Origin of the sequence: Microbacterium sp. B35-30, from assembly GCF_010634855.1 — a bacterium.
Classification (GTDB): Bacteria; Actinomycetota; Actinomycetes; order Actinomycetales; family Microbacteriaceae; genus Microbacterium.
On the sequence record NZ_MWLQ01000011.1, the window covers coordinates 1 to 19,780 of the forward strand.

General features: G+C 71.8%; 19 protein-coding genes and 1 tRNA gene. 11 read left to right on the top strand and 9 right to left on the bottom strand.

Translation table 11 applies throughout. The features are described 5' to 3' along the window. On the top strand, positions 1–1,025 hold a 1,025-nt coding region (locus tag B2K11_RS04300), incomplete at its 5' end, for a dihydrolipoamide acetyltransferase family protein (RefSeq protein ID WP_163617046.1). Positions 1,026–1,063: 38 nt separating this feature from the next. Here B2K11_RS04300 and B2K11_RS04305 read toward each other — a convergent pair. Continuing rightward, complete coding sequence (locus B2K11_RS04305) at positions 1,064–2,557, bottom strand: alkaline phosphatase family protein (RefSeq protein ID WP_163617047.1); 1,494 nt, start codon at positions 2,555–2,557, stop codon at positions 1,064–1,066. A gap of 30 nt (positions 2,558–2,587) precedes the next feature. Further along, the gene (locus B2K11_RS04310) at positions 2,588–3,184 is read right to left on the bottom strand and encodes a TetR/AcrR family transcriptional regulator (RefSeq protein WP_163617048.1); all 597 of its coding nucleotides are present in this window, start codon (positions 3,182–3,184) and stop codon (positions 2,588–2,590) included. 156 nt (positions 3,185–3,340) lie between these two features. Here B2K11_RS04310 and B2K11_RS04315 point away from each other — a divergent pair, with 156 nt between their 5' ends. The 6 genes from B2K11_RS04315 to B2K11_RS04340 are packed head-to-tail and all read left to right on the top strand — an operon-like array spanning position 3,341 to position 9,744. Beyond that, positions 3,341–4,945: a carboxyl transferase domain-containing protein gene (locus tag B2K11_RS04315; RefSeq protein ID WP_163617493.1), complete on the top strand. Its 1,605-nt coding sequence runs from the start codon at positions 3,341–3,343 to the stop codon at positions 4,943–4,945. Between the two features lie 5 nt (positions 4,946–4,950). Continuing rightward, complete coding sequence (locus tag B2K11_RS04320; protein WP_239525719.1) at positions 4,951–7,065, top strand: biotin carboxylase N-terminal domain-containing protein; 2,115 nt, start codon at positions 4,951–4,953, stop codon at positions 7,063–7,065. Positions 7,066–7,078: 13 nt separating this feature from the next. Continuing rightward, the gene (locus B2K11_RS04325) at positions 7,079–8,230 is read left to right on the top strand and encodes an acyl-CoA dehydrogenase family protein (protein ID WP_163617049.1); all 1,152 of its coding nucleotides are present in this window, start codon (positions 7,079–7,081) and stop codon (positions 8,228–8,230) included. A 16-nt stretch (positions 8,231–8,246) separates the two neighbouring features. Beyond that, the gene (locus B2K11_RS04330) at positions 8,247–8,744 is read left to right on the top strand and encodes a MaoC family dehydratase (RefSeq protein WP_239525721.1); all 498 of its coding nucleotides are present in this window, start codon (positions 8,247–8,249) and stop codon (positions 8,742–8,744) included. After that, positions 8,741–9,550, top strand: a complete 810-nt coding sequence (locus tag B2K11_RS04335; protein ID WP_163617051.1) for a CoA ester lyase — start codon at positions 8,741–8,743, stop codon at positions 9,548–9,550. Before B2K11_RS04330 ends, B2K11_RS04335 begins: the two co-directional genes overlap by 4 nt. Next, a complete protein-coding gene (locus B2K11_RS04340) occupies positions 9,547–9,744 on the top strand; it encodes a hypothetical protein (protein ID WP_163617052.1) in 198 nt (65 codons plus the stop codon). Before B2K11_RS04335 ends, B2K11_RS04340 begins: the two co-directional genes overlap by 4 nt. On the opposite strand, the gene B2K11_RS04345 is transcribed toward B2K11_RS04340, so the two are convergent. The 3 genes from B2K11_RS04345 to B2K11_RS04355 are packed head-to-tail and all read right to left on the bottom strand — an operon-like array spanning position 9,726 to position 11,591. Then, on the bottom strand, positions 9,726–10,106 hold the full coding sequence (locus tag B2K11_RS04345) for a DUF1801 domain-containing protein (protein ID WP_163617053.1): 381 nt from the start codon (positions 10,104–10,106) through the stop codon (positions 9,726–9,728). The two genes, B2K11_RS04340 and B2K11_RS04345, sit on opposite strands and share 19 nt — an antisense overlap. A 10-nt stretch (positions 10,107–10,116) precedes the next feature. Continuing rightward, positions 10,117–10,722 carry a histidine phosphatase family protein gene (locus tag B2K11_RS04350; protein WP_163617054.1) on the bottom strand — a complete coding sequence of 202 codons (606 nt, stop codon included), beginning with the start codon at positions 10,720–10,722 and terminating at the stop codon, positions 10,117–10,119. A 23-nt stretch (positions 10,723–10,745) separates the two neighbouring features. Further along, positions 10,746–11,591, bottom strand: coding sequence for a Sir2 family NAD-dependent protein deacetylase (locus tag B2K11_RS04355; RefSeq protein WP_163617495.1), 846 nt, complete (start codon positions 11,589–11,591; stop codon positions 10,746–10,748). Positions 11,592–11,868: 277 nt separating this feature from the next. Here B2K11_RS04355 and B2K11_RS04360 point away from each other — a divergent pair, with 277 nt between their 5' ends. Next, a complete protein-coding gene (locus tag B2K11_RS04360) occupies positions 11,869–12,669 on the top strand; it encodes an RNA methyltransferase (protein WP_163617055.1) in 801 nt (266 codons plus the stop codon). Between the two features lie 39 nt (positions 12,670–12,708). Here B2K11_RS04360 and B2K11_RS04365 read toward each other — a convergent pair whose 3' ends face one another. Together B2K11_RS04365 and B2K11_RS04370 are read right to left on the bottom strand one after the other, a co-directional pair. Next, a complete protein-coding gene (locus tag B2K11_RS04365; RefSeq protein WP_163617056.1) occupies positions 12,709–13,398 on the bottom strand; it encodes an SDR family oxidoreductase in 690 nt (229 codons plus the stop codon). A 1-nt stretch (position 13,399) separates the two neighbouring features. Further along, positions 13,400–14,293 (bottom strand): SGNH/GDSL hydrolase family protein, encoded by an 894-nt coding sequence (locus tag B2K11_RS04370; protein WP_163617057.1) that lies wholly within the window; start codon positions 14,291–14,293, stop codon positions 13,400–13,402. A 399-nt stretch (positions 14,294–14,692) separates the two neighbouring features. Between B2K11_RS04370 and B2K11_RS04375 the strand changes: the two genes are divergently transcribed. The 3 genes from B2K11_RS04375 to B2K11_RS04385 all read left to right on the top strand — a co-directional run bounded on the left by B2K11_RS04375 (position 14,693) and on the right by B2K11_RS04385 (position 17,875). Then, the gene (locus tag B2K11_RS04375; protein ID WP_163617496.1) at positions 14,693–16,495 is read left to right on the top strand and encodes a DEAD/DEAH box helicase; all 1,803 of its coding nucleotides are present in this window, start codon (positions 14,693–14,695) and stop codon (positions 16,493–16,495) included. Positions 16,496–16,620: 125 nt separating this feature from the next. Further along, positions 16,621–17,709 carry a VIT1/CCC1 family protein gene (locus tag B2K11_RS04380; RefSeq protein ID WP_163617058.1) on the top strand — a complete coding sequence of 363 codons (1,089 nt, stop codon included), beginning with the start codon at positions 16,621–16,623 and terminating at the stop codon, positions 17,707–17,709. A gap of 81 nt (positions 17,710–17,790) precedes the next feature. Continuing rightward, positions 17,791–17,875 (top strand) — tRNA-Leu (locus B2K11_RS04385). Positions 17,876–17,935: 60 nt separating this feature from the next. Here the strand turns inward: B2K11_RS04385 and B2K11_RS04390 are convergent. Together B2K11_RS04390 and B2K11_RS04395 are read right to left on the bottom strand one after the other, a co-directional pair. Next, a complete protein-coding gene (locus tag B2K11_RS04390; RefSeq protein WP_163617059.1) occupies positions 17,936–18,538 on the bottom strand; it encodes a response regulator transcription factor in 603 nt (200 codons plus the stop codon). Beyond that, the gene (locus B2K11_RS04395) at positions 18,535–19,746 is read right to left on the bottom strand and encodes a histidine kinase (protein WP_163617060.1); all 1,212 of its coding nucleotides are present in this window, start codon (positions 19,744–19,746) and stop codon (positions 18,535–18,537) included. The genes B2K11_RS04390 and B2K11_RS04395 overlap by 4 nt, the downstream gene beginning before the upstream one ends. Between the last annotated feature and the right edge of the window lie 34 nt (positions 19,747–19,780).

Sequence of the window (19,780 nt, forward strand, 5' to 3'; positions counted from 1 at the left end):
GTCGCGCCCGCGTCGCCGCGTCCCCTGCGCCGGCAGCCGACACCGCGGTACTGGAAGCCGCGCCGCACGACGCGATCCAGTTCGCCGATGTCGTGGAGCGTCCGCTCGAACGTCCGCGGTCGACGCCGCCGGTGCGCAAGTTCGCGAAACAGCTGGGCGTTGATCTCGCCCTCGTCGAGGCATCCGGCGCGTCCGGCGTGATCACCCGCGCCGACGTCGAGGCGTACGCCGAGCGGGTGGGAGCGGTCGCCGCCCCGGTGGTCGACTCCGAGTCGCGTGAGCCGGTCGAGCGGTTCGAGCTGCCCGCACCGGACAGCGCAGGCGAGCGCACGACCCGCACGCCGATCCGCGGTGTCCGGCGCATGACGGCGGAGGCGATGGTGCGCAGCGCCTTCACGGCGCCGCACGTCACGACCTTCCTGACGGTCGACGTCACCGCGACGAGCGAGCTCATCGCCTCGCTGCGAGCCGACCGCCAGCTGCAGGACCACCGGATCGGCGTCATGGCCGTCGCCGCGAAGGCCGTGTGCCTGGCGCTGGCGCGCCACCCCGGCCTCAACTCGAAGTGGGACGAAGACGCCGGCGAGATCGTCGAGCACCATTATGTGAACCTCGGCATCGCCGCGGCTACGGGGCGCGGGCTGGTCGTGCCCAACATCCGCGACGCACAGGAGCTGAACCTGGTGGAGCTGGCCGACGCCATCCGCGGTCTCGCCGAGACCGCGCGCGCCGGCAAGACGGCCCCGGCCGACATGATGGGCGGGACATTCTCGATCACCAACGTCGGCGTGTTCGGCGTCGACGCCGGCACGCCGATCATCAACCCGGGGGAGGCCGGCATCCTCGCGATCGGCGCGGTACGACGCCAGCCCTGGGAGCACCGCGGTGAGATCGCCCTGCGCGACGTGATGACGCTCGCGCTGTCGTTCGACCATCGGCTGGTCGACGGGGAGCAGGGCTCCCGCTTCCTGGTCGACGTCGCCGACATCCTCCGCGAGCCCGGGCGGGCGATGCTGCTGCGCTAGCAGGCCACTGACCGGCCGGCACCTTGGGGGTCGGCCGGTCAGCTCCTCTTCGGGTAGAAGAGACCGAGGCCGTGCTGCTGGAGCACGTCGTACGCCTCGGCGTACGACTCGGGCTCCGGTGCGTCCGGCGGTCCGTACCGCGCGAGCAGGAGGCCCAGCAGCCCGCGCCCGGGAGGACTGAGCGGCTTGGCCTGGTGCGCGCCGTCACGGAGGTCGATGCGCTCGTCCTCGTGCGGATTGGGCGGCACATACATCGGGTGCACGAGCGGCCAGGTGGACGGGTCTCGCGGGACGTCGAGGTTGACCACCGAGAACAGGTCGCGGGCGGTCGCGTCGCGGCGCGTGAGCGGGCGCAGGCCGTGCAGACGTGCGAGGGTCGCGATCACGGCGCCGTGGTGCATCTCGTCGTGCACGATGGTGCCGCTGCGCGTGTACGCCGAAACGGCGATCGCGGGAACGCGCACGCCCAGGCGATCGAACGTGAAGCCCATCTCACCGGGTGCGTCGTAAGCGACGGGCGGCACGGCGACCGGGGGAGGGACGTGGTCGTACGTGCCCCCGTGCTCGTCGAACGTGATCAGCAGGAGCGTGTTCAGCGCGTTCGAGCCGTCCGGCGTGGTGCTGGCCCTGATGGCGTTGTAGACGTCGGCGACGAGCTTCTCGCCGGCGCGCACATCCGAGACGGCGGAATCGAGCACCGGCGCGCCGTCGACCTCGCTCTCGCGGTACACGCCGAAGGGCGGGTGGAAGTCGTTGTGGTTGTAGACCATCCGCGGCTCGATGAACGCGTACGCGGGCAGCCGGCCGGCGGCGGCATCGTCGAAGAACTCCGACATGTGGCCGAAGCGGCCGGTGCGCCAGTACTGCTCGACAGCCGGCGCGTGCATCATGCCGGTGAGCGAGACGAGCTGCATCTCGTCGAAGTACACCTTCCACGGGATCCCGGCCTCTTCGAGGCGGTTGAAGATCGTGGGCGCCGCAGGCGCGTCCAGCCATTTGTCGTAGCCGCCGCCGTGCTTGTTCGTGACGAATCCGTGCGACGTGGAGGCGTGGAAGAAGGACCGGTTGCAGTAGGTCTGCGAGGGCACAGCGGCGAACCAGGCGTCGAAGACCGCGAAGCCCTTCGCGAGAGTGGAGAGCACCGGCAACTGCTCGGGCGAGAAGCCGCCCATGATGTGGGAGGCCTCCTCCAGCGTCGGCGCCTTCCCGCGACGCAGCCGCTCGACGTTGTTCCAGTAGTCGCGGACGAAGCCATCCATCGTCGGGACCACATGATCGAAGCCGGGTTCGGAGCGCGCGGGCATGGCGGCCAGGTCGAGCGAACCCTCGCGCACACCGAGCTCATGCCCGATGGCGGCGCCTGCCGCCGCTCCGACCGCTCCACCGACCACGAGCCCGGCCGTCGCGATGCCGCCGAGCTTCAGGAAGTCGCGCCGCGAGCTGTCGATGCCGTCGGAGTGCCGGCGTGCGACGTCGCTCGCCTCACCGTGAGCCGCCGGCTGCGCGTCGTCCGTGTGGCCATCCCCCGCCATGGTGGGTCCAGATTAGGGCACGCGGGCGGGTCAGGCGGTCAGCGAGGCGTGGGCCATCGAGTGGAGGATGCCGCGCAGGTCGCGTTCGCCGGGGCGCGAGCGTGACGCGTGCACGGTGTGGGGCGTCGAGTTGATGAGCCCGAAGCACGCGTGCGCGCGCACGCGCAGATCGTCGTCATCGCGGTCCGGATGGATGGTGGAGAGGATGCCGATCCACACCTCGACGTATTCGCGCTGGAGGCGCCGCACCGTGTGCCGGTCGTCGTCGCTGAGGCTGGCCAGATCGCGATCCTGGACCCGGATGACGTCGGCGTCACGGAGAGCGAACTCGACGTGGAACGCGATGATGGCCTCGAGCTGATCGGCCGGCTGGTCGAGCGAGGACAGCACGGCCCGTCCGCCCGCCAGCAGCCGCTCGCTCACCTCGAGGAGGATGGCACCTAGCAGCGCCTGCTTGTTGGCGAAGTGACGGTAGAGGGCGGGCCCGCTCACGCCGACGGCGCCGCCGATGTCTTCGAGGCTGACGCCGCTGAACCCGCGCTCGGCGAACAGGGTGGCCGCCTCACGGAGGATGGCGGCGTGGCGGTCCGCCTTCGCGCGGTCGCGGTCGGTGCCGGCGTTCGTCATTTCCGTACTCCGCTTGTCGGTTCCGTCAGGGCTTGTCATTTCAGTTAAGGATCGCTAACCTGAACCTCAGTTAGTGAACACTAACCAATCCGATCGCGTTCCGACAACGGGCGTGATCCGATCGTGACGTCGACGCAGATGACACGGGAGGCGCAGATGAGCGTGCTGAGCACCGCGGCGGTGCGCGACGACGCCTTCGCACGGGCGCATGCCGCCCAGCAGGAGCTGGCACAAGCGCTCCGCGAGCGGCTGGCCGCGGCATCCCTCGGCGGGCCCGCGGCCTCACGCGAGCGCCACGTCGCCCGCGGCAAGCTGCTGCCGCGTGACCGTGTCGCGCGGCTGCTCGACGAGGGGAGCCCGTTCCTCGAGGTCGCGCCCCTCGCCGCGGAGGGTCTGTACGGCGGGGACGCGCCGGCGGCCGGTGTCATCGCGGGCATCGGGCTGGTCCACGGACGCCAGGTGATGGTGGTGTGCAACGACGCGACGGTCAAGGGCGGCACGTACTATCCGCTCACCGTGAAGAAGCACCTCCGCGCGCAGGAGATCGCGTTCGAGAACCGCCTGCCGTGCGTCTATCTCGTCGACTCGGGCGGCGCGTTCCTGCCGATGCAGGACGAGGTCTTCCCCGACCGCGACCACTTCGGGCGCATCTTCTTCAACCAGGCACGGCTCTCGGCCGCCGGCATCCCGCAGATCGCCGCGGTGCTCGGCTCCTGCACCGCCGGCGGTGCGTACGTCCCGGCTATGAGCGACGAGACGGTCATCGTCCGGGGCCAGGGCACCATCTTCCTGGGCGGCCCGCCGCTCGTCAAAGCCGCGATCGGCGAGGTCGTCACCGCCGAGGAGCTCGGCGGTGGAGAGCTGCACGCCCGCCGCTCCGGCGTCGTGGACCACCTCGCCGAGGACGACGAGCACGCCCTCGAGATCGTCCGCGACATCGTCGCCACCCTGCCGCTGCCGGCCGCGCCCGCATGGGACGTCGTGCCGAGCGTGCCGCCCGCGGTCGACCCGTCCGACCTGTACGGGGTCGTCCCCGTCGACGTCAACCAGCCCTACGACGTGCGCGAGGTCATCGCGCGCCTCGTCGACGGCAGCGAGTTCCACGAGTTCAAGCGCGAGTACGGCGACACGCTGGTCACCGGCTTCGCCCGCCTCCACGGGCATCCCGTCGGCATCGTCGCCAACAACGGGGTGCTGTTCAGCGAGTCGGCGCAGAAGGGCGCGCACTTCATCGAGCTCTGCGACCAGCGCGGCACGCCGCTGCTGTTCCTGCAGAACATCTCCGGCTTCATGGTGGGACGGGATGCCGAGGCCGGCGGTATCGCGAAGGACGGCGCCAAGATGGTCACAGCCGTCGCCACCACGCGCGTCCCGAAGCTCACCGTCGTGATCGGCGGCTCGTTCGGCGCCGGCAACTACTCGATGTGCGGCCGGGCGTACTCGCCGCGGTTCCTGTGGACCTGGCCCGCGAGCCGCATTTCGGTGATGGGCGGGAACCAGGCCGCCTCGGTGCTCTCGACCGTCAAGCGCGACCAGCTGGAGGCCCGCGGCGAGGACTGGTCGCAGGCTGACCAGGCGGCGTTCGAGGCGCCGGTCCGTGCCCAGTACGAGGAGCAGGGGAGCCCTTACTACGCCACCGCCCGGCTCTGGGACGACGGCGTCGTGGACCCGCTCGACACCCGCGACCTGCTCGGACTCGCGCTGGACGTCGTCTCGCGCACACCGCTGCCCGAACCGCGCTTCGGCGTCTTCCGGATGTGATCCCCGTGACTCCTGCCCCGACCATCGAGCCCGCCGACGGCCCGCCCTTCTCGACCGTGCTGGTCGCCAATCGCGGCGAGATCGCACGCCGGGTGATCCGCACGCTGCGGCGGCTCGGCATCCGCTCGGTCGCCGTCTACAGCGATGCCGACGCCGCTGCGCCGCACGTGCGCGAGGCCGACGTCGCGGTGCGGATCGGGCCGGCTGCGGCATCCGCGTCCTATCTCGACATCGCCGCGGTGATCGCCGCCGCCCGCGAGACGGGTGCCGAGGCGATCCATCCGGGCTACGGGTTCCTCTCCGAGAACGCGGGTTTCGCGCGCGCCTGCGCCGACGCCGGGATCGTGTTCATCGGTCCGGGGGAGCGCGCCCTCGACGTGATGGGCGACAAGATCCGCGCGAAGGAGCACGTCACCGCGCACGACGTGCCGACCGTCCCCGGCTTCAGCGCCCTGAGAGACGACGGCACTGCGATGACCGACGCCGACATCGCCGCGGCGGCGGGCGAGGCGGGGTACCCGCTGCTGGTCAAGCCTTCAGCGGGCGGGGGTGGCAAGGGCATGCAGGTGGTGCGCGCGGCGACCGAGCTGCCGGAGGCGCTGGCCACGGCCCGGCGGGTGGCCGCCGCGGCATTCGGCGACGACACGCTGCTGCTGGAGCGTCTCATCGAGCGCCCGCGTCACATCGAGGTGCAGGTGCTCGCGGACGCGCACGGCACCGTCATCCATCTCGGCGAGCGCGAGTGCACGCTGCAGCGCCGGCATCAGAAGGTCATCGAGGAAGCGCCTTCGCCGGTGGTGGATGCCGCCACCCGCGCGCGCCTCGGAGCCGCTGCCTGCGCGGCTGCCGCCAGCGTGGACTACCGGGGCGCCGGCACCGTCGAGTTCCTCGTGGCGGGCGACCGCCCCGACGAGTTCTTCTTCATCGAGATGAACACGCGCCTGCAGGTCGAGCACCCGGTGACCGAGCTCGTGACCGGCGTCGACCTCGTCGAGCAGCAGCTCCTGGTCGCCGCGGGCCGCCCGCTCGCGCTCGCGCAGGACGACATCCGCCTCGACGGGCACGCGATCGAGGCCCGCGTGTACGCGGAGAGTCCCGAGCGCGGCTTCCTGCCGGCGACCGGCGACGTGCTCGTGTGGCGTGAGCCCCGCGGGGCGCGGACGGATGCCGCGGTCCAATCGGGCAGCGTCGTGTCGTCCGACTACGACCCGATGATCGCCAAGGTCATCGCCCACGGCGGCGACCGCACCGAGGCGATCGCGCGGCTGGACGCCGCGCTCGCCGAGACCGTGCTCCTCGGCGTCGACAGCAACCTCGGATTCCTGCGAGCGCTGCTGGCCGATCCCGGCGTCCGCGCCGGTGACATGGACACCGGACTCATCGACCGCCTGCCCGCGTACGCGGCCCCGATGCCGGGTGAGGCGGCGCTCGCCGCGGCAGCCGTGGCGGGGGAGCTGGCTCGCGTCCGAGGCGCGGAGCCGGTCCGATCGGCGGCCGGCCCGCTGTGGCTCGGCGGCACCGGTTGGCGCGCGGGAAGCGCACCGGTCGGCCGAACGGTCGCGATCGAGGAGGAGAGTGGTGCCGTGGTCGCCGTCTCCGCTCCCGACCTCGCCCCCGCGTCGTTCTCCGCCATGGATCCGCGGCGGGTGAGCGCGTCGCCGGAGGGTGCCGGCGCCGACGCCGCGCACCGCGTGCCGTCGCACGCCGCCTCGACGGGGTACGCCACCGTCCCCGGCGTGACGGTGGCGACAGATCCGACGGGGTGGATCTGGGTGCACGCCGACGCCGCGACTCACCGGCTTCGCCCCCTCACCCGTCGCCAGGCGATGGAGAAGCGCCTCGCCGCACGTGAGCGCGATGCCGCCGCCACCGATCCCGAGCTGCGTGCCCCGATGCCGGGCGCGGTCGTCGCGCTCCACGTCGCCGACGGCGCGACCGTCGCTTGCGGCGACCGCATCGTGACCATCGAGGCCATGAAGATGGAGCACCCCGTCGTCGCCCCCCACGCGGGCGTCCTGCGCCTCGACGTCTCGACCGGTGACCAGGTGCGCCGCGACCAGGTGCTCGCGCACGTCACCGCCGCAGAACCCGCCCACGAGGCATCCGACACCCCCTCCTGAAACCGAGGAACCCATGGACCACTCCAACCTGACCGACGACGAGCGAGAGCTCGCCCGCATGGTGCGCGACTTCGCCGACCAGGTCGTCGCGCCGCAGGCCTACGAGGCCGACCGCACGAAGACGCTGCCGATGGACGTCGTCGCCCAGATGGGGGAGCTGGGCCTGTTCGGCCTGCCGTTCCCCGAGGAGTACGGCGGGCAGGGTGGCGACTACTTCGCCCTCTGCCTCGCGATCGAGGCGCTCGGCCGCGTCGATCAGTCCCTCGCGATCACGCTCGAGGCCGGCGTGAGTCTCGGCGCCATGCCGGTGTTCCGCTTCGGCACCGAGGAGCAGAAGCAGGCGCTGCTGCCCGATCTGCTGGCGGGCCGTGGGCTCGCCGGCTTCGGGCTGACCGAGCCGGAGGCGGGCTCCGACGCGGGCGCGACCCGCACCACGGCGATGCTGGAGGGCGGGGAGTGGGTGATCAACGGCTCGAAGCAGTTCATCACCAATTCGGGCACGTCCATCACCCGGTTCGTGACCGTGACGGCGGTCACGGGGGAGCAGGACGGCCGCAAGCAGATCTCGACGATCATCGTGCCGTCCGGGACTCCGGGGTTCACCGTGGAGCCCGGCTACGACAAGGTCGGCTGGCACGCCTCCGACACGCACCCGCTGACCTTCCAGGACGCGCGGGTGCCCGAGGGGAACCTCCTCGGCGAGCGCGGTCGCGGCTTCGCGAACTTCCTGCACATCCTCGACGAGGGACGCATCGCCATCGCCGCGCTGTCGACCGGTGCCGCGGAAGGATGCCTGGAGGCCGCCGTCGACTACGCCAAGAAGCGCACGGTGTTCGGCGACGCGCTGGCGACGCGACAGGGCATCCAGTTCCTGCTCGCGCGCATGCAGCTGCGCGTGCACAACGCGCGCCTGGCCTGGCACCACGCGGCCCGGTTGCGCGACGCCGGCAAGCCGTTCAAGACGGAGGCCGCGATCGCCAAGCTCACGGCGAGCGACGCCGCGATGGACAACGCCCGCGACGCGACCCAGGTGTTCGGGGGCAACGGGTTCATGAACGAGTACCCGGTCGCGCGTCACTACCGCGACTCGAAGATCCTCGAGATCGGCGAGGGCACGAACGAGGTGCAGCTGCTCGTGATCGCGCGGGCGCTCGGAGTGGCGTGAGGGTAGCGTGACAGGCGTGACCGAAGAGACGCGGGCGATCATCCAACGCGGCCTGTACTACGACGAGCTCGAGCTGGGCGCCCGCTACCTGCATCGCCCCGGCCGAACGGCCACCGAGGCCGACAATGTGCTGTTCTCGTCGCTGACCATGAACACGCAGGCCCTCCACCTGGATGCCGCGTTCTCCGAGACCCAGCCGTTCGGTCAGCGCCTCATGAACTCGATGTGGACGCTCGCGACGATGGTCGGGGCATCCGTCTCGCAGATCACGCAGGGCACGCTGGTCGCCCAGCTCGGGCTCTCCGACATCTCGTTCCCCGCACCGCTGTTCCACGGCGACACGCTCTACACCGAGACCGAGGTCGTCGACAAGCGGCTGTCGGCATCGCGGCCGGGGCAGGGCATCGTCACCCTGCGCCACACCGGCCGCAACCAGCGCGACGAGATCGTCGCCGTCGCCACGCGGACCGCCCTGATGTGGTGCGCGCCGTCGACCCCGGAGAGGACCCCATGAGCTTCGACCTCGGCCCCGCACTGCTGTTCTGCCCGGCCGACCGTCCCGAGCGCTACGCCAAGGCCTTCGATCGCGCCGACGCCGTCATCCTCGACCTGGAGGACGCCGTCGCACCCGGCGACAAGACGGCGGCACGCGGCCACCTCATCGAATCGGAGCTCGACCCCGCGCGCGTCGTCGTGCGGGTGAACCCGCCGGAGACGGATGCGTTCATCGCCGACATGGCGACTCTTTCGCAGACCGACTACCGGCGCATCATGGTGGCCAAGTCCGAGTCGCCCAAGCGGATCGCCCGCATCGATGCGCGCTTCGAGGTCGTCGCCCTCTGCGAGACCGCGAAGGGCGTCGCCCAGGCCGACCGCATCGCTGCGCTCGACAACGTCGTCGCCATGATGTGGGGTGCCGAAGACCTCGTGGCGAGCCTGGGCGGCACGTCCAGCCGTAAGCCCAACGGCCGCTATCGCGACATCGCGCGCTACGCACGGTCGCGCGTGCTGCTGGCGGCGGGCGCACGCGGCAAGGCGGCGATCGATGCCGTGCACCTCGACATCGACGACGTGAAGCGCCTGGCCATCGAGGCAGCGGATGCCGCGGCATCCGGATTCCGTGCCACCGCCTGCATCCATCCGAGCCAGGTGCCGGTCATCCGCTCCGCGTACCGTCCCGATGAGAAGACGGTGGCGTGGGCGCGCGCGGTGCTCTCGGCCGCCGAGCGCGAACGAGGCGTGTTCTCGTACGACGGGCGCATGGTCGACGAGCCGGTGCTGCGGCACGCGCGCGGCGTGCTGGCCCGCGCCGACTCATGAGCGCCGAATCCGAGCTCACCCCGCGCCTCGGCAAGGTCGCGCTACGAGAGCTCGCCCTTCACGGCATCACCCGGTACGACCAGCTCGGCGCCCGCTCGCGCGCGGAGATGCTGGCGATCCACGGCGTCGGTCCCAAGGCGATCCGGATCCTCGACGAGGAGCTCGCCGCCCGCGGTCAGTCCTTCGCGGACTGACGCACCCGCTCGTCGGCGACCTCGCGTGCCACACGGCCGATGAGGTCGTACGGGATGTCCTTCGCGTGCGGGAAGACGACCGAATCCTTCTCGGCGCGGTAGGGGGCGATCTCGGACTCCATCGGCTCCGGGAGGCGCGGCACGGGGTACAGGCCGATGTGCTTCTTCCAGCCGGCGAAATGCAGCGCATAGCGGCCGCCGAGCATGATGGCGGCGATGCCGTAGCGCATCTTCTCTTCGGGCCTGCTGCCGGATGCCGCCGTGACGGCGTCGACGATCTCCGTGCGGATGCGGGTCAGTCGTGCCGAGACGTCGGGCGGGAAGCCCTCGATGTACTCGTCGACGGTGGCGGGAGCGGCCATGGCGCCGAGCCTAGGCGATGAGCCCGGCGTACGCGACGAGCCGGAGGTGATCGCGCTCGTAGACGAAGTCGTGGGCGGATCCATTGAGGAGCCGCTCGCCGGCGGGAGGCAGTTCGTCGGCGGTGGCGTGGCGGATCATCTCGCGGATGAGCGCACCGTGGCTGACCACGATCAACGATGACGCGGCGGGTGCGGTCGCGCGGCGGTGATCCCGCACGGCGCGGCCGAGCGCGGCGATCCCGCGCGTGCGCAGGTCGGTCCACGGCTCCGCGCCGGGCACCTCGGCGGTGTACGAGTCGCCCCACCGCTCGCGGAACTCGTCGAGGCCGACGCCTTCGGCCTCGCCGTACGAGCGCTCCCGGAGCCCGCGGTACGCCCGCGGAGCGGCCAGGCCCAGGTCGGCGGCGATGATCTCCGCCGTCTCGCGGGCCCTCGCGAGATCGCTCGACACGATCGTGGCAGGGACGCCAGGGTCGAGGCGATCGCGGAGCAGCGCGGCGGTCGCCCGTGCCTGGTCGCGCCCGGTGTCGTTGAGGGGGATGTCCGTCGCGCCCTGAATGCGCCGGTCGCGGTTCCAGTCGGTCTCGCCGTGGCGGATCAGGATCAGGGCGGTCACCCTCCGAGCCTACCCGGGCAGGATCAGGCGAGCTCCGGCAGCCGGTCGGCGAGCGCGCGGAGCACCTCGCTCGTGCCGGCGTCGATCTTGACCGTCGCGCGGGCGTCGGCGCGCGTCGCGCCGCGGTTCACGATGATGACGGGGAGGCGGCGACGTCGCGCGCGCTCGAGGAGGCGGATGCCCGAGTTGACGACGAGCGACGACCCCGCCACGATGAGCGCCTCGCTGGTGTGCACGAGCTGCTCGGCCTCGCGGAACTTCTCGGGGGGGATGAACTCGCCGAAGAACACGACGTCGGGTTTCAGCATCCCGCCGCAGATGCTGCAGGACGGGATGCGGAAGCCGTCGGTGCTCTCGGGGAGCACATCGCCGTCGGGGCCGAGCGGGACGTTCTCCGGCACCCGGATCCACGGATTGTCGTCTTCGACGCGACGTGCGAGATCACGCCGGTCGAACACCTGACCGCAGTGGGTGCAGAAGACGCGGCGCATCGTGCCGTGGAGCTCGACCACGCGCCGGCTGCCTGCGCGCACGTGGAGGCCGTCGACGTTCTGCGTGATGACCCCGGTGGCGAGGCCACGCGCCTCGAGGTCGGCGAGCGCGCGATGCCCGCCGTTCGGCTCCGCCGCCGCGAACGCCTTCCAGCCGAGGTGGCTGCCCACCCAGTACCGCCGTCGCGACGCGTCGCTCGAGAGGAACTGCTCCGCGGTCATCGGGGTGCGCACGGGCGCGCCCTCTCCGCGGTAGTCGGGGATCCCGGAATCGGTGGAGACGCCCGCGCCCGTGAGCACCGCGATCCGGCGGCCGGCGAGCGTGGCGATCGCCTCGGCGACGGCATCCGTCGCACGGGCGTCGAATCCGGTCGCGATCGTCGTCACTGTGCACCCCCTTCGGGGTCAGTGTAGGCCCCGAGGTTTTCGGGGATGTTACGCCGGCGCACTGCGTGCCAGGATGAGCGCGGGGGCAGCTTCGAGGGCGCCAGCGCCGAGGAGTACGCGCGCTTCCTGGGGCGATTCTCCGCGCCCCTTGTCGTGCCGCTCGCCGTCGCCGGTCTCGGCGACGTCGCCTTCTCGATCACCGCACGGGCTGGACGGCGGTCGGCCTCGCCGGATGAGTCTCGTCGCCCCCATGCGACGATAGGACGCGATGCGCGCGACCAGGATCACCGACCCCGCCGACGACCGGCTCGCGGACTATCGCGATCTCACGGATGTCGCCCTTCGGCGCGTGCTCGAGCCCGAGGGCGGCCTGTACATCGCCGAGTCGGCCAAGGTCATCGCGCGGGCGATCGCGGCCGGGCACCGCCCCCGGTCGGTGCTCGTGCAGGAGAAATGGCTCGCCGACATCGAGGAACTCGTGACGGACCCCGTGCCGGTGTACGTCGTCACCCCCGACATCGCCGAGGCGCTGACGGGGTATGCCGTGCACCGCGGCGCGCTCGCGGCGATGCATCGGCCGGTGCTGCCCGCCGTGGCCGAGGTCGTGGCAGGGGCCCGGCTCGTCGTCGTGCTGGAGGACATCGTCGATCACACCAACGTCGGCGCGATCTTCCGCGCGGCGGCAGGACTCGGCGCCGACGCCGTGCTCGTCAGCCCCCGGTGCGCCGATCCGCTGTACCGGCGGAGCGTGCGGGTGAGCATGGGCACGGTGTTCCAGGTGCCCTGGACGCGTCTGCCCGAGTGGAGCGAGGCGCGCGGCGCGCTGCATGACGCCGGCTTCGAGCTCGCGGCCCTCGCTCTCGCCGACGGCGCGGTCACGCTCGACGCGTTCAGCGCCCGCCGGCCCGAGCGTGTCGCCCTCATCCTCGGGGCCGAGGGCGACGGCCTCTCCCGGAAGGCCCTCGAGGCCGCCGACACGGTGGTGACGGTTCCGATGGCCGGCGGCGTCGACTCGCTCAACGTCGCGGCGGCGAGCGCGGTGGCGCTGTGGGAGCTCCGCGCTCGCTGAGCCGGCGCCCCTCGGCCGAGGCGCGCAGACGCGGGGCGCTCACACGCCGGGGCGGACGGTCACCTCGGTGAGTTCGGCGTCGCGCGGCAGATCGAGCGCCGCAAGGATCGTCGTCGCGACCGAGGCGGGGTCGATCCAGCGGGAGGCGTCGTAGTCCGCCCCCTCCTGCTGGTGCACCTTCTCCTGCATCGGAGTCGCCGTGCGCCCCGGGTACACCGTCGTCACGCGGATGCCGTTCGCGCGCTCCTCCTCGCGCAGCGCGTCGGCAATGGCGCGCACCGCGAACTTGCTCGCGGCGTACGAGCCCCACTCGGGGCTCACGCGAAGACCGGCGCCGGAGTTGACGAAGACCACCTGACCGCGCGAGATCCGCAGCGCGTGGATCAAGAGACGGGTGAGCTCGGCAGGGGCGATGGCGTTCACGGCGAGCTGCTGCTGCCACGTGGCGACGGGCGTCTCGGCGACGGCGCCGAGTTCGACGACGCCGGCGACGTGGATGAGCGAGTCGAGCCGGGCAGGGGTGCTTTGATGGCTGAACGCCCAAGACAGCCGCGCTGGGTCGGCCAGATCGCCCGCCAGCGTCTGTGCCCCGGGGAACCGCTCGCGCAGCTGCGCGGCCCGCCCGGCGTCGCGTGCGAGGAGCCACAGGTCGTCGCCGCGCTCGGCGAGACGGTCTGCGAGCGCGGCGCCGATGCCGGAGCCCGCTCCGGTGATGAGATGCGTCGCCATGTCAGTCCTCCTCGTCGCGGGAGGCGGCTGCCCCTGGGCTGAGCGAGGGGAGGGAAGCGGCGTCGGGCGGGGACGTCAGGGTCGTGACCGGCAACGGGTCAGGGCGCTTGGCGGTGACGGTGTCGCCCGAGGACTGGTGACGGAGGCGACGAAGCACCCAGGGCACCAGATGCGCGCGCGCCCACACCAGGTCGACGGCGCGCGCCTCGCGCCACGTGCGGATCGGGAGCGGGCCGGGCTGCATCGGCTGCAGGTCGTTGGGGACGTTGAGCGCGCGCAGCACCATTCGCGCGACCTCGTGGTGACCGAGCGAGTTGTAGTGCAGGCGGTCGTCGTCGAAGAAGCGCATGTCCTGCACTTCTTTGAGCGCCCATTGGTCGGCGACGATGCAGTCGTACCTGTCGGCGATCGAGCGGATGTTCTCGTTGTAGATCGCGACCTTGCCGCGGATGCCGCGGAACACCGGTGTGAATGCGGTGTCGATGCCGGTGAAGACCACGACCGTCGCACCGTCGCGCGAGAGCCGCACGACCGCGTCCTCGAACAGCTGCGCTGCCTTGTCGGGATCGCCGTTGGGACGGATGACGTCGTTGCCGCCCGCCGAGAACGTCACGAGATCGGGCTTGAGCGCGATCGCCGGCTCGATCTGCTCCTGCACGATCTGCCCGATGAGGCGCCCGCGGATCGCCAGGTTCGCGTACGCGAAGTCGTCGACCTGCTCCGACAGCACCTCCGCCACGCGGTCGGCCCACCCGCGGAGACCGTTCGGCGCCGCCGGCTCCGGGTCGCCGACGCCCTCGGTGAACGAGTCGCCGATGGCGACGTAGCGCCGCCACGGGTGCGGCCCCGCGTTGTCGGCGTAGTTGGGCGTAGGGGCATCTTCTGTCGTCGGCATCCGTCGTCCGTTCCTCGGCTCGCGGCCGGTGCCCAGGGTACCGCGCACGGCGGACGTCCGACGGTTCGACGGCTCCTGCACCCGCCGCGGGGCGTGGCGGCCAACCCACGCCGTGAGCAGCGCCGCCACCCGGGGGTTCGGCACCCTGATGTCGTCCGGGTCGTCTATCGTGGTGACTCGTTGTCTACGGGGGAGGTGCATTCGGTGACGGACGAAACGGCGGTCGAATCGCCGCCCGCGCTCACCGAACGGCCGACGCACGACTTGACCGCATCGCGCACTGCTGAGCCCCGCATCGCCGAGCCCGACACGGCCGCGACCCGCACCGCCGAGCCCCACACCGCCGAGCCCCACACCGCCGAGCCCCGCACCGCCGAGCCCCACACCGCCGAGCCCCATATCGGCAGCTTCGCGGCGGAGCACCTGTCGCCCACATACCCCCAGCGCGCGCCGTGGGGCACGGCGCAGCGCCTGCGCGCGTGGCAGGCCGAAGCGCTCGACCTGTACTTCGGGATGGATGGCCCCGACGGGCCCGGCGGCGGTCCGCGCGACTTTCTCGCGGCCGCGACCCCGGGCGCCGGCAAGACGACGTTCGCCCTCCGCCTGGCGAGCGAGCTCCTCCGGCGCCGCATCGTGAACCGCGTCGTCGTGGTCGCCCCCACCGAGCACCTCAAGACACAGTGGGCGGATGCCGCGGCCCGCGTCGGCATCCGCATCGATCCCGCGTTCAGCAACCGGCACGTCGCCCCGGCCCGCCAGTACCACGGCGTCGCCGTGACCTACGCGCAGGTCGCGGTGAAGGCATCCGTCCATCAACGCCTCACGATGGATGCGCGCACCCTCGTGATCCTCGACGAGGTGCACCACGGCGGTGACGCCCTGAGCTGGGGCGACGCGCTGCGCGAGGCGTACGCGCGGGCGACGCGCCGGCTGCTCCTCAGTGGAACGCCGTTCCGCAGCGACACCGCCCCGATCCCGTTCGTCGAGTACCACCCCGACCCGAAGGGGATCCGGGTCTCGCGCAGCGACTACGCGTACGGGTACAAGCGCGCGCTCGAAGACGGCGTGGTCCGCCCCGTGATCTTCCTCGTGTACGCCGGCCACATGCGCTGGCGCACCAAGACCGGCGACGAGATGGAGGCGCATCTCGGTCAGGACAACACGAAGGACATCACCTCGCAGGCGTGGCGCACCGCGCTCGACCCGGAGGGCGACTGGATTCCCGCGGTGCTGCGGTCCGCCGACCGGCGCCTCACCGAGGTGCGCGAACACGTTCCGGATGCCGGCGGGCTCGTGATCGCGACCGATCAGACGGCCGCGCGGGCCTATGCCGCGATCCTGAAGGAGATCAGCGGCGAGACTCCGACCGTCGTGCTGTCGGACGAGGCCGAGGCGTCGAGCCGCATCGAGGAGTTCTCCGCGTCGACGAGCCGGTGGATGGTCGCGGTGCGGATGGTGTCGGAAGGGGTGGATGTGCCGCGCCTCGCGGTGGGCGTCTACGCGACGAGCGCGTCGACGCCGCTGTTCTTCGCCCAGGCCATCGGCCGCTTCGTGCGCGCCCGCCGACGCGGCGAGACGGCGAGCGTGTTCCTGCCGAACGTGCCGCAGCTGCTCGCGCTCGCCAACGAGATGGAGCGGCACCGCGATCACGCGCTCGACCGCGACTCCGACGGCGAGGACGAGTGGAACGCCGAAGAAGACCTGATGGATGCGGCCGAGCGCGAAGACAAGGCGTCGGACGCGCTCACCGAGGAGTTCACGTACCAGGCGCTCGACTCGCGCGCGCACTTCGACCGCGTGCTGTTCGACGGCAAGGAGTTCGGTCAGCTCGCCGTTCCCGGCACGCCGGAGGAGGAGGAGTTCCTCGGCATCCCCGGCTTGCTCGAGCCCGAGCACGTGCACGAGCTGCTCATGCAGCGCCAGTCGAGGCAGACGCGCCACCGCCACGTCCGCGAGGCCCACGAGGCATCCGCACCCGCGGACGCGGAGCCCGCCCTGCCGCAGGCCCTGCACCGGACGCTCAAAGAGCAGCGGCAGCTGCTGAACAGCCTGGTCGGGCTCTATGCCCGCCAGGCGGGCGAGCCGCACGGGCTGGTGCACGCCGAGCTCCGCCGCATCTGCGGCGGTCCCGCCGTGTCGCACGCCACGGTCGCCCAGCTGCAGTCGCGCATCGACGTGCTCCGCAAGCGCGTGCACTCCTGACGCGCCACGGACGCGTACCCGGCTGTTCGGATCCCCGAAATGCTGGCAATCCCCGGTTTCGCGGGGGTCGGGCTGCGCGCGATGACTAGCGTTGACGGGTCCCGCACCGCCGACTGGAGGCTCGAGTGAGCACGCCCCCCGCACCCACCGACCGCGATCGACGCCGCTGGGCGACCTACCTCGTGAACGAGCGGGCCGAGGCGCGCGTCTACCGCGAGCTCGCCGGCCGCCGCACCGGCGAGGAGCGGGAGATCCTCCTCGCCCTCGCCGAGGCCGAGGGACGGCACGAGGCGCACTGGCTCGCGCTGCTGGGTGCAGAGCCTGCCCGGCTACCGCGGCCCGACGTGCGCACCCGACTGCTCGGCTCGATGGCGAAGAGCTTCGGGTCGATCTTCGTGCTCGCCCTCGCCCAGAACGCCGAGGCGCGCTCGCCCTACGACGACGAGCCGTATGCCACGGCCACGATGGCTGCCGACGAGAAGGTGCACCACGAGGTCGTGCGCGGCCTCGCGGCGCGCGGGCGACGCCGCCTGTCGGGCACTTTCCGGGCCGCGGTCTTCGGCGCGAACGACGGGCTGGTGTCCAATCTCGCCCTCGTCATGGGCATCGGGGCGACCGGCGTGTCGAGCCAGTTCGTGCTGTTCAGCGGCATCGCCGGCCTTCTGGCGGGCGCCCTGTCGATGGGGGCGGGGGAGTTCGTCTCGGTGCGGTCGCAACGTGAGCTGCTGACGGCCACCGAGCCGAGCGACTTCGCCGACAGCGGGATCCCGCACCTCGACATCGACGCCAACGAGCTGGCGCTCGTGTACCGGACGCGCGGGATGCCGGAGGCCGAGGCATCCGCTCGCGCACGGCGCGTCGTCGAAGCGGCACGGACGGCGGGGAAAGGCCGCGCCGACACCGGGCCGATCGCCGTCGCCGATCATGGCGAAGTGGTCGGCAGCGCCTGGGCCGCCGCGCTGTCGAGCTTCCTGTTCTTCGCCTCCGGCGCGATCATCCCGGTGCTGCCCTGGATCTTCGGGCTCTCGGGCATCACCGCCGTCGTTCTCGCGCTGGTCCTCGTCGGGATCGCGCTCATGTCGACGGGGGCCGCAGTGGGGGTCCTCTCCGGCGGTCCGCCGCTGCGCCGCGCCCTGCGTCAGCTCGCGATCGGCTTCGGCGCGGCCGCCGTGACATACGCCCTCGGGCTGCTGTTCGGCGTCTCGATGGGGTGACGCGCCCGGGCGGCCCGCGATTCGTTGAACGTCGGGTGACGTGGTAATGTCATTCCTCGGTTGCGAAACCGGAAATCACCTGCGCGGGTGGCGGAATAGGTAGACGCGCTAGCTTGAGGTGCTAGTGCCCGTAAAGGGCGTGGGGGTTCAAGTCCCCCCTCGCGCACAGAACGAAGAAGGCCCCCGAAAGGGGGCCTTCTTCGTTGCGGGGACACGCTGGCGGGGTTCAGATCCAGCCGCGCTCCTCGGCGTGCAGGACCGCCTGCTGACGTGTGCTCACGCCGAGCTTGCTCAGTACCGCCGACACGTGGTTGCGCACGGTTCCGGGCGCGAGCGAGAGCGTGCGCGCGATCTGCCCGGTGGTCTCGCCGCGGCGCCCGGCGCGAAGAACGTCGAGCTCGCGATCCGTCAGCGGGGAGCGTTCGTCGCTCAATGCATCGGCGGCGACCTCGGGGTCGACATAGCGTCCGCCCGCCGCGACACGTCGGATGACCGCCGCCACTTCGTCGGCCCCCCGCGACTTGGGGAGGAATCCCGACACGCCTGATGCGAGTGCCCGCCGCAGCACACCGGGGCGCGCATGCCGCGTCACCACGATGCAGCGCGTGGCGCCGGCGCGGGTCACCCGCGCGGCGACCTCCACGCCGTCGAGGCCGGGCATCTCGAGGTCGAGAAGGCAGACATCGGGGGAGAGGCGCAGGGCCGAGGCGAGAGCCTCCTCTCCGTCGGCGCACTCCGCGACGACGTCGATGTCGGCCTCGAGGCGCAGCAGGGCGGCCAGCGCGGAGCGGATCATCGCCTCGTCGTCCGCGAGGAGCACCCGGATCACCGCGTCTCCTCCGGCGAGACGGGGACGCGCACCACGACGGCGAACTCCTGCGCGCCGCGCCGTGTCTCGACCGACCCGCCGCCGTCGTCGACGCGACGACCGATCCCCTCCAGCCCCGCGCCGTCGGCGCTCGGCAGCGCATCCGCGGAGTCGTTCTCGATCTCGTAACGCCAGGCGTCCGTCTCGCGCGTGAGCGAGAGGCGCGCCCACCGGCCGCCGCCGTGGCGCAGCGCGTTGGTGGTGGTCTCACGGATGACAGGACCGAGAACGGATGCCGGAGCCCGGTCTGCGTCGGCATCCACCGTCACCTGCACCGATGTGCCCGCGGCACGCAGCAGATCGGCGGCGTTCGCGATCTCATCCGGCAGCGGCACCGAGCGGAAGCGCAGGGCGAGGTCTCGGGTGCCCTGGCGCGCCTCGTCGACACTGCGCCGAGCCGCCTGCAGCTGAGTGAGAGCCGCATCGGGATCGTTCGGCATGAGGCGCTCGGCGAGCTCCAGCTGAAGGGCGATGACCTGCAGGTGGTGACCCTGCAGGTCATGGACGTCGGTGGCCACGCGCAGGCGTTCCTGCGTGGCTGCGAGGCGGGATTCGGAGGCGCGGGCGCGATCGACCGTCATGAGGACGTCCCACCACCACAGCGTGAGTACCGTCATGCCCGGAAGCGACACGGAGAAGAAACCGAGCAGCGGCCAGGTCGATCCCGCGTCGGGAGGATCGACCAGGCGGCCGTCGATGAACCACAGCACGACGAGCAGGGCGGTCGCGGCGATCACCACGCGCAGCCGCACCCCCGACGGCCAGTTGAGGAACATCGATGTCTGGACGAGGGGGACGACGCCCAACAGCCAGAGCCCCGACACGAGCCCGGCGATGAGGCCGAAGCACGCGGCGACCACGAGGGACGCGAGGACCAGCGGCCGGGGAACGAACTGCTCGTGCTCGGTGCGCTGCCGGTAGTCGCGCATGAGCAGGAAGGTCGACACCCACCACAGGAGGCCGCCGAGGCCGACCGTCGCGACGGCCGCGGTGCTGCGACCCGCTTCGGCGAGCGCCGCCGTCCAGACCACCACGATCATCAACTCGAGGAACACGACCGCAGAGACGGTGTACCACCAGGTCGCGGTGATTCCGCGCGACAAGCGCAGCCTTCCGCGCCGCTGCGCCGCCGTCTCGGTGTCCGCAGCCGGCGCGGGGGAGGTGCTCATGGGTCCCACCATAGATCCATGACACATGTCACCC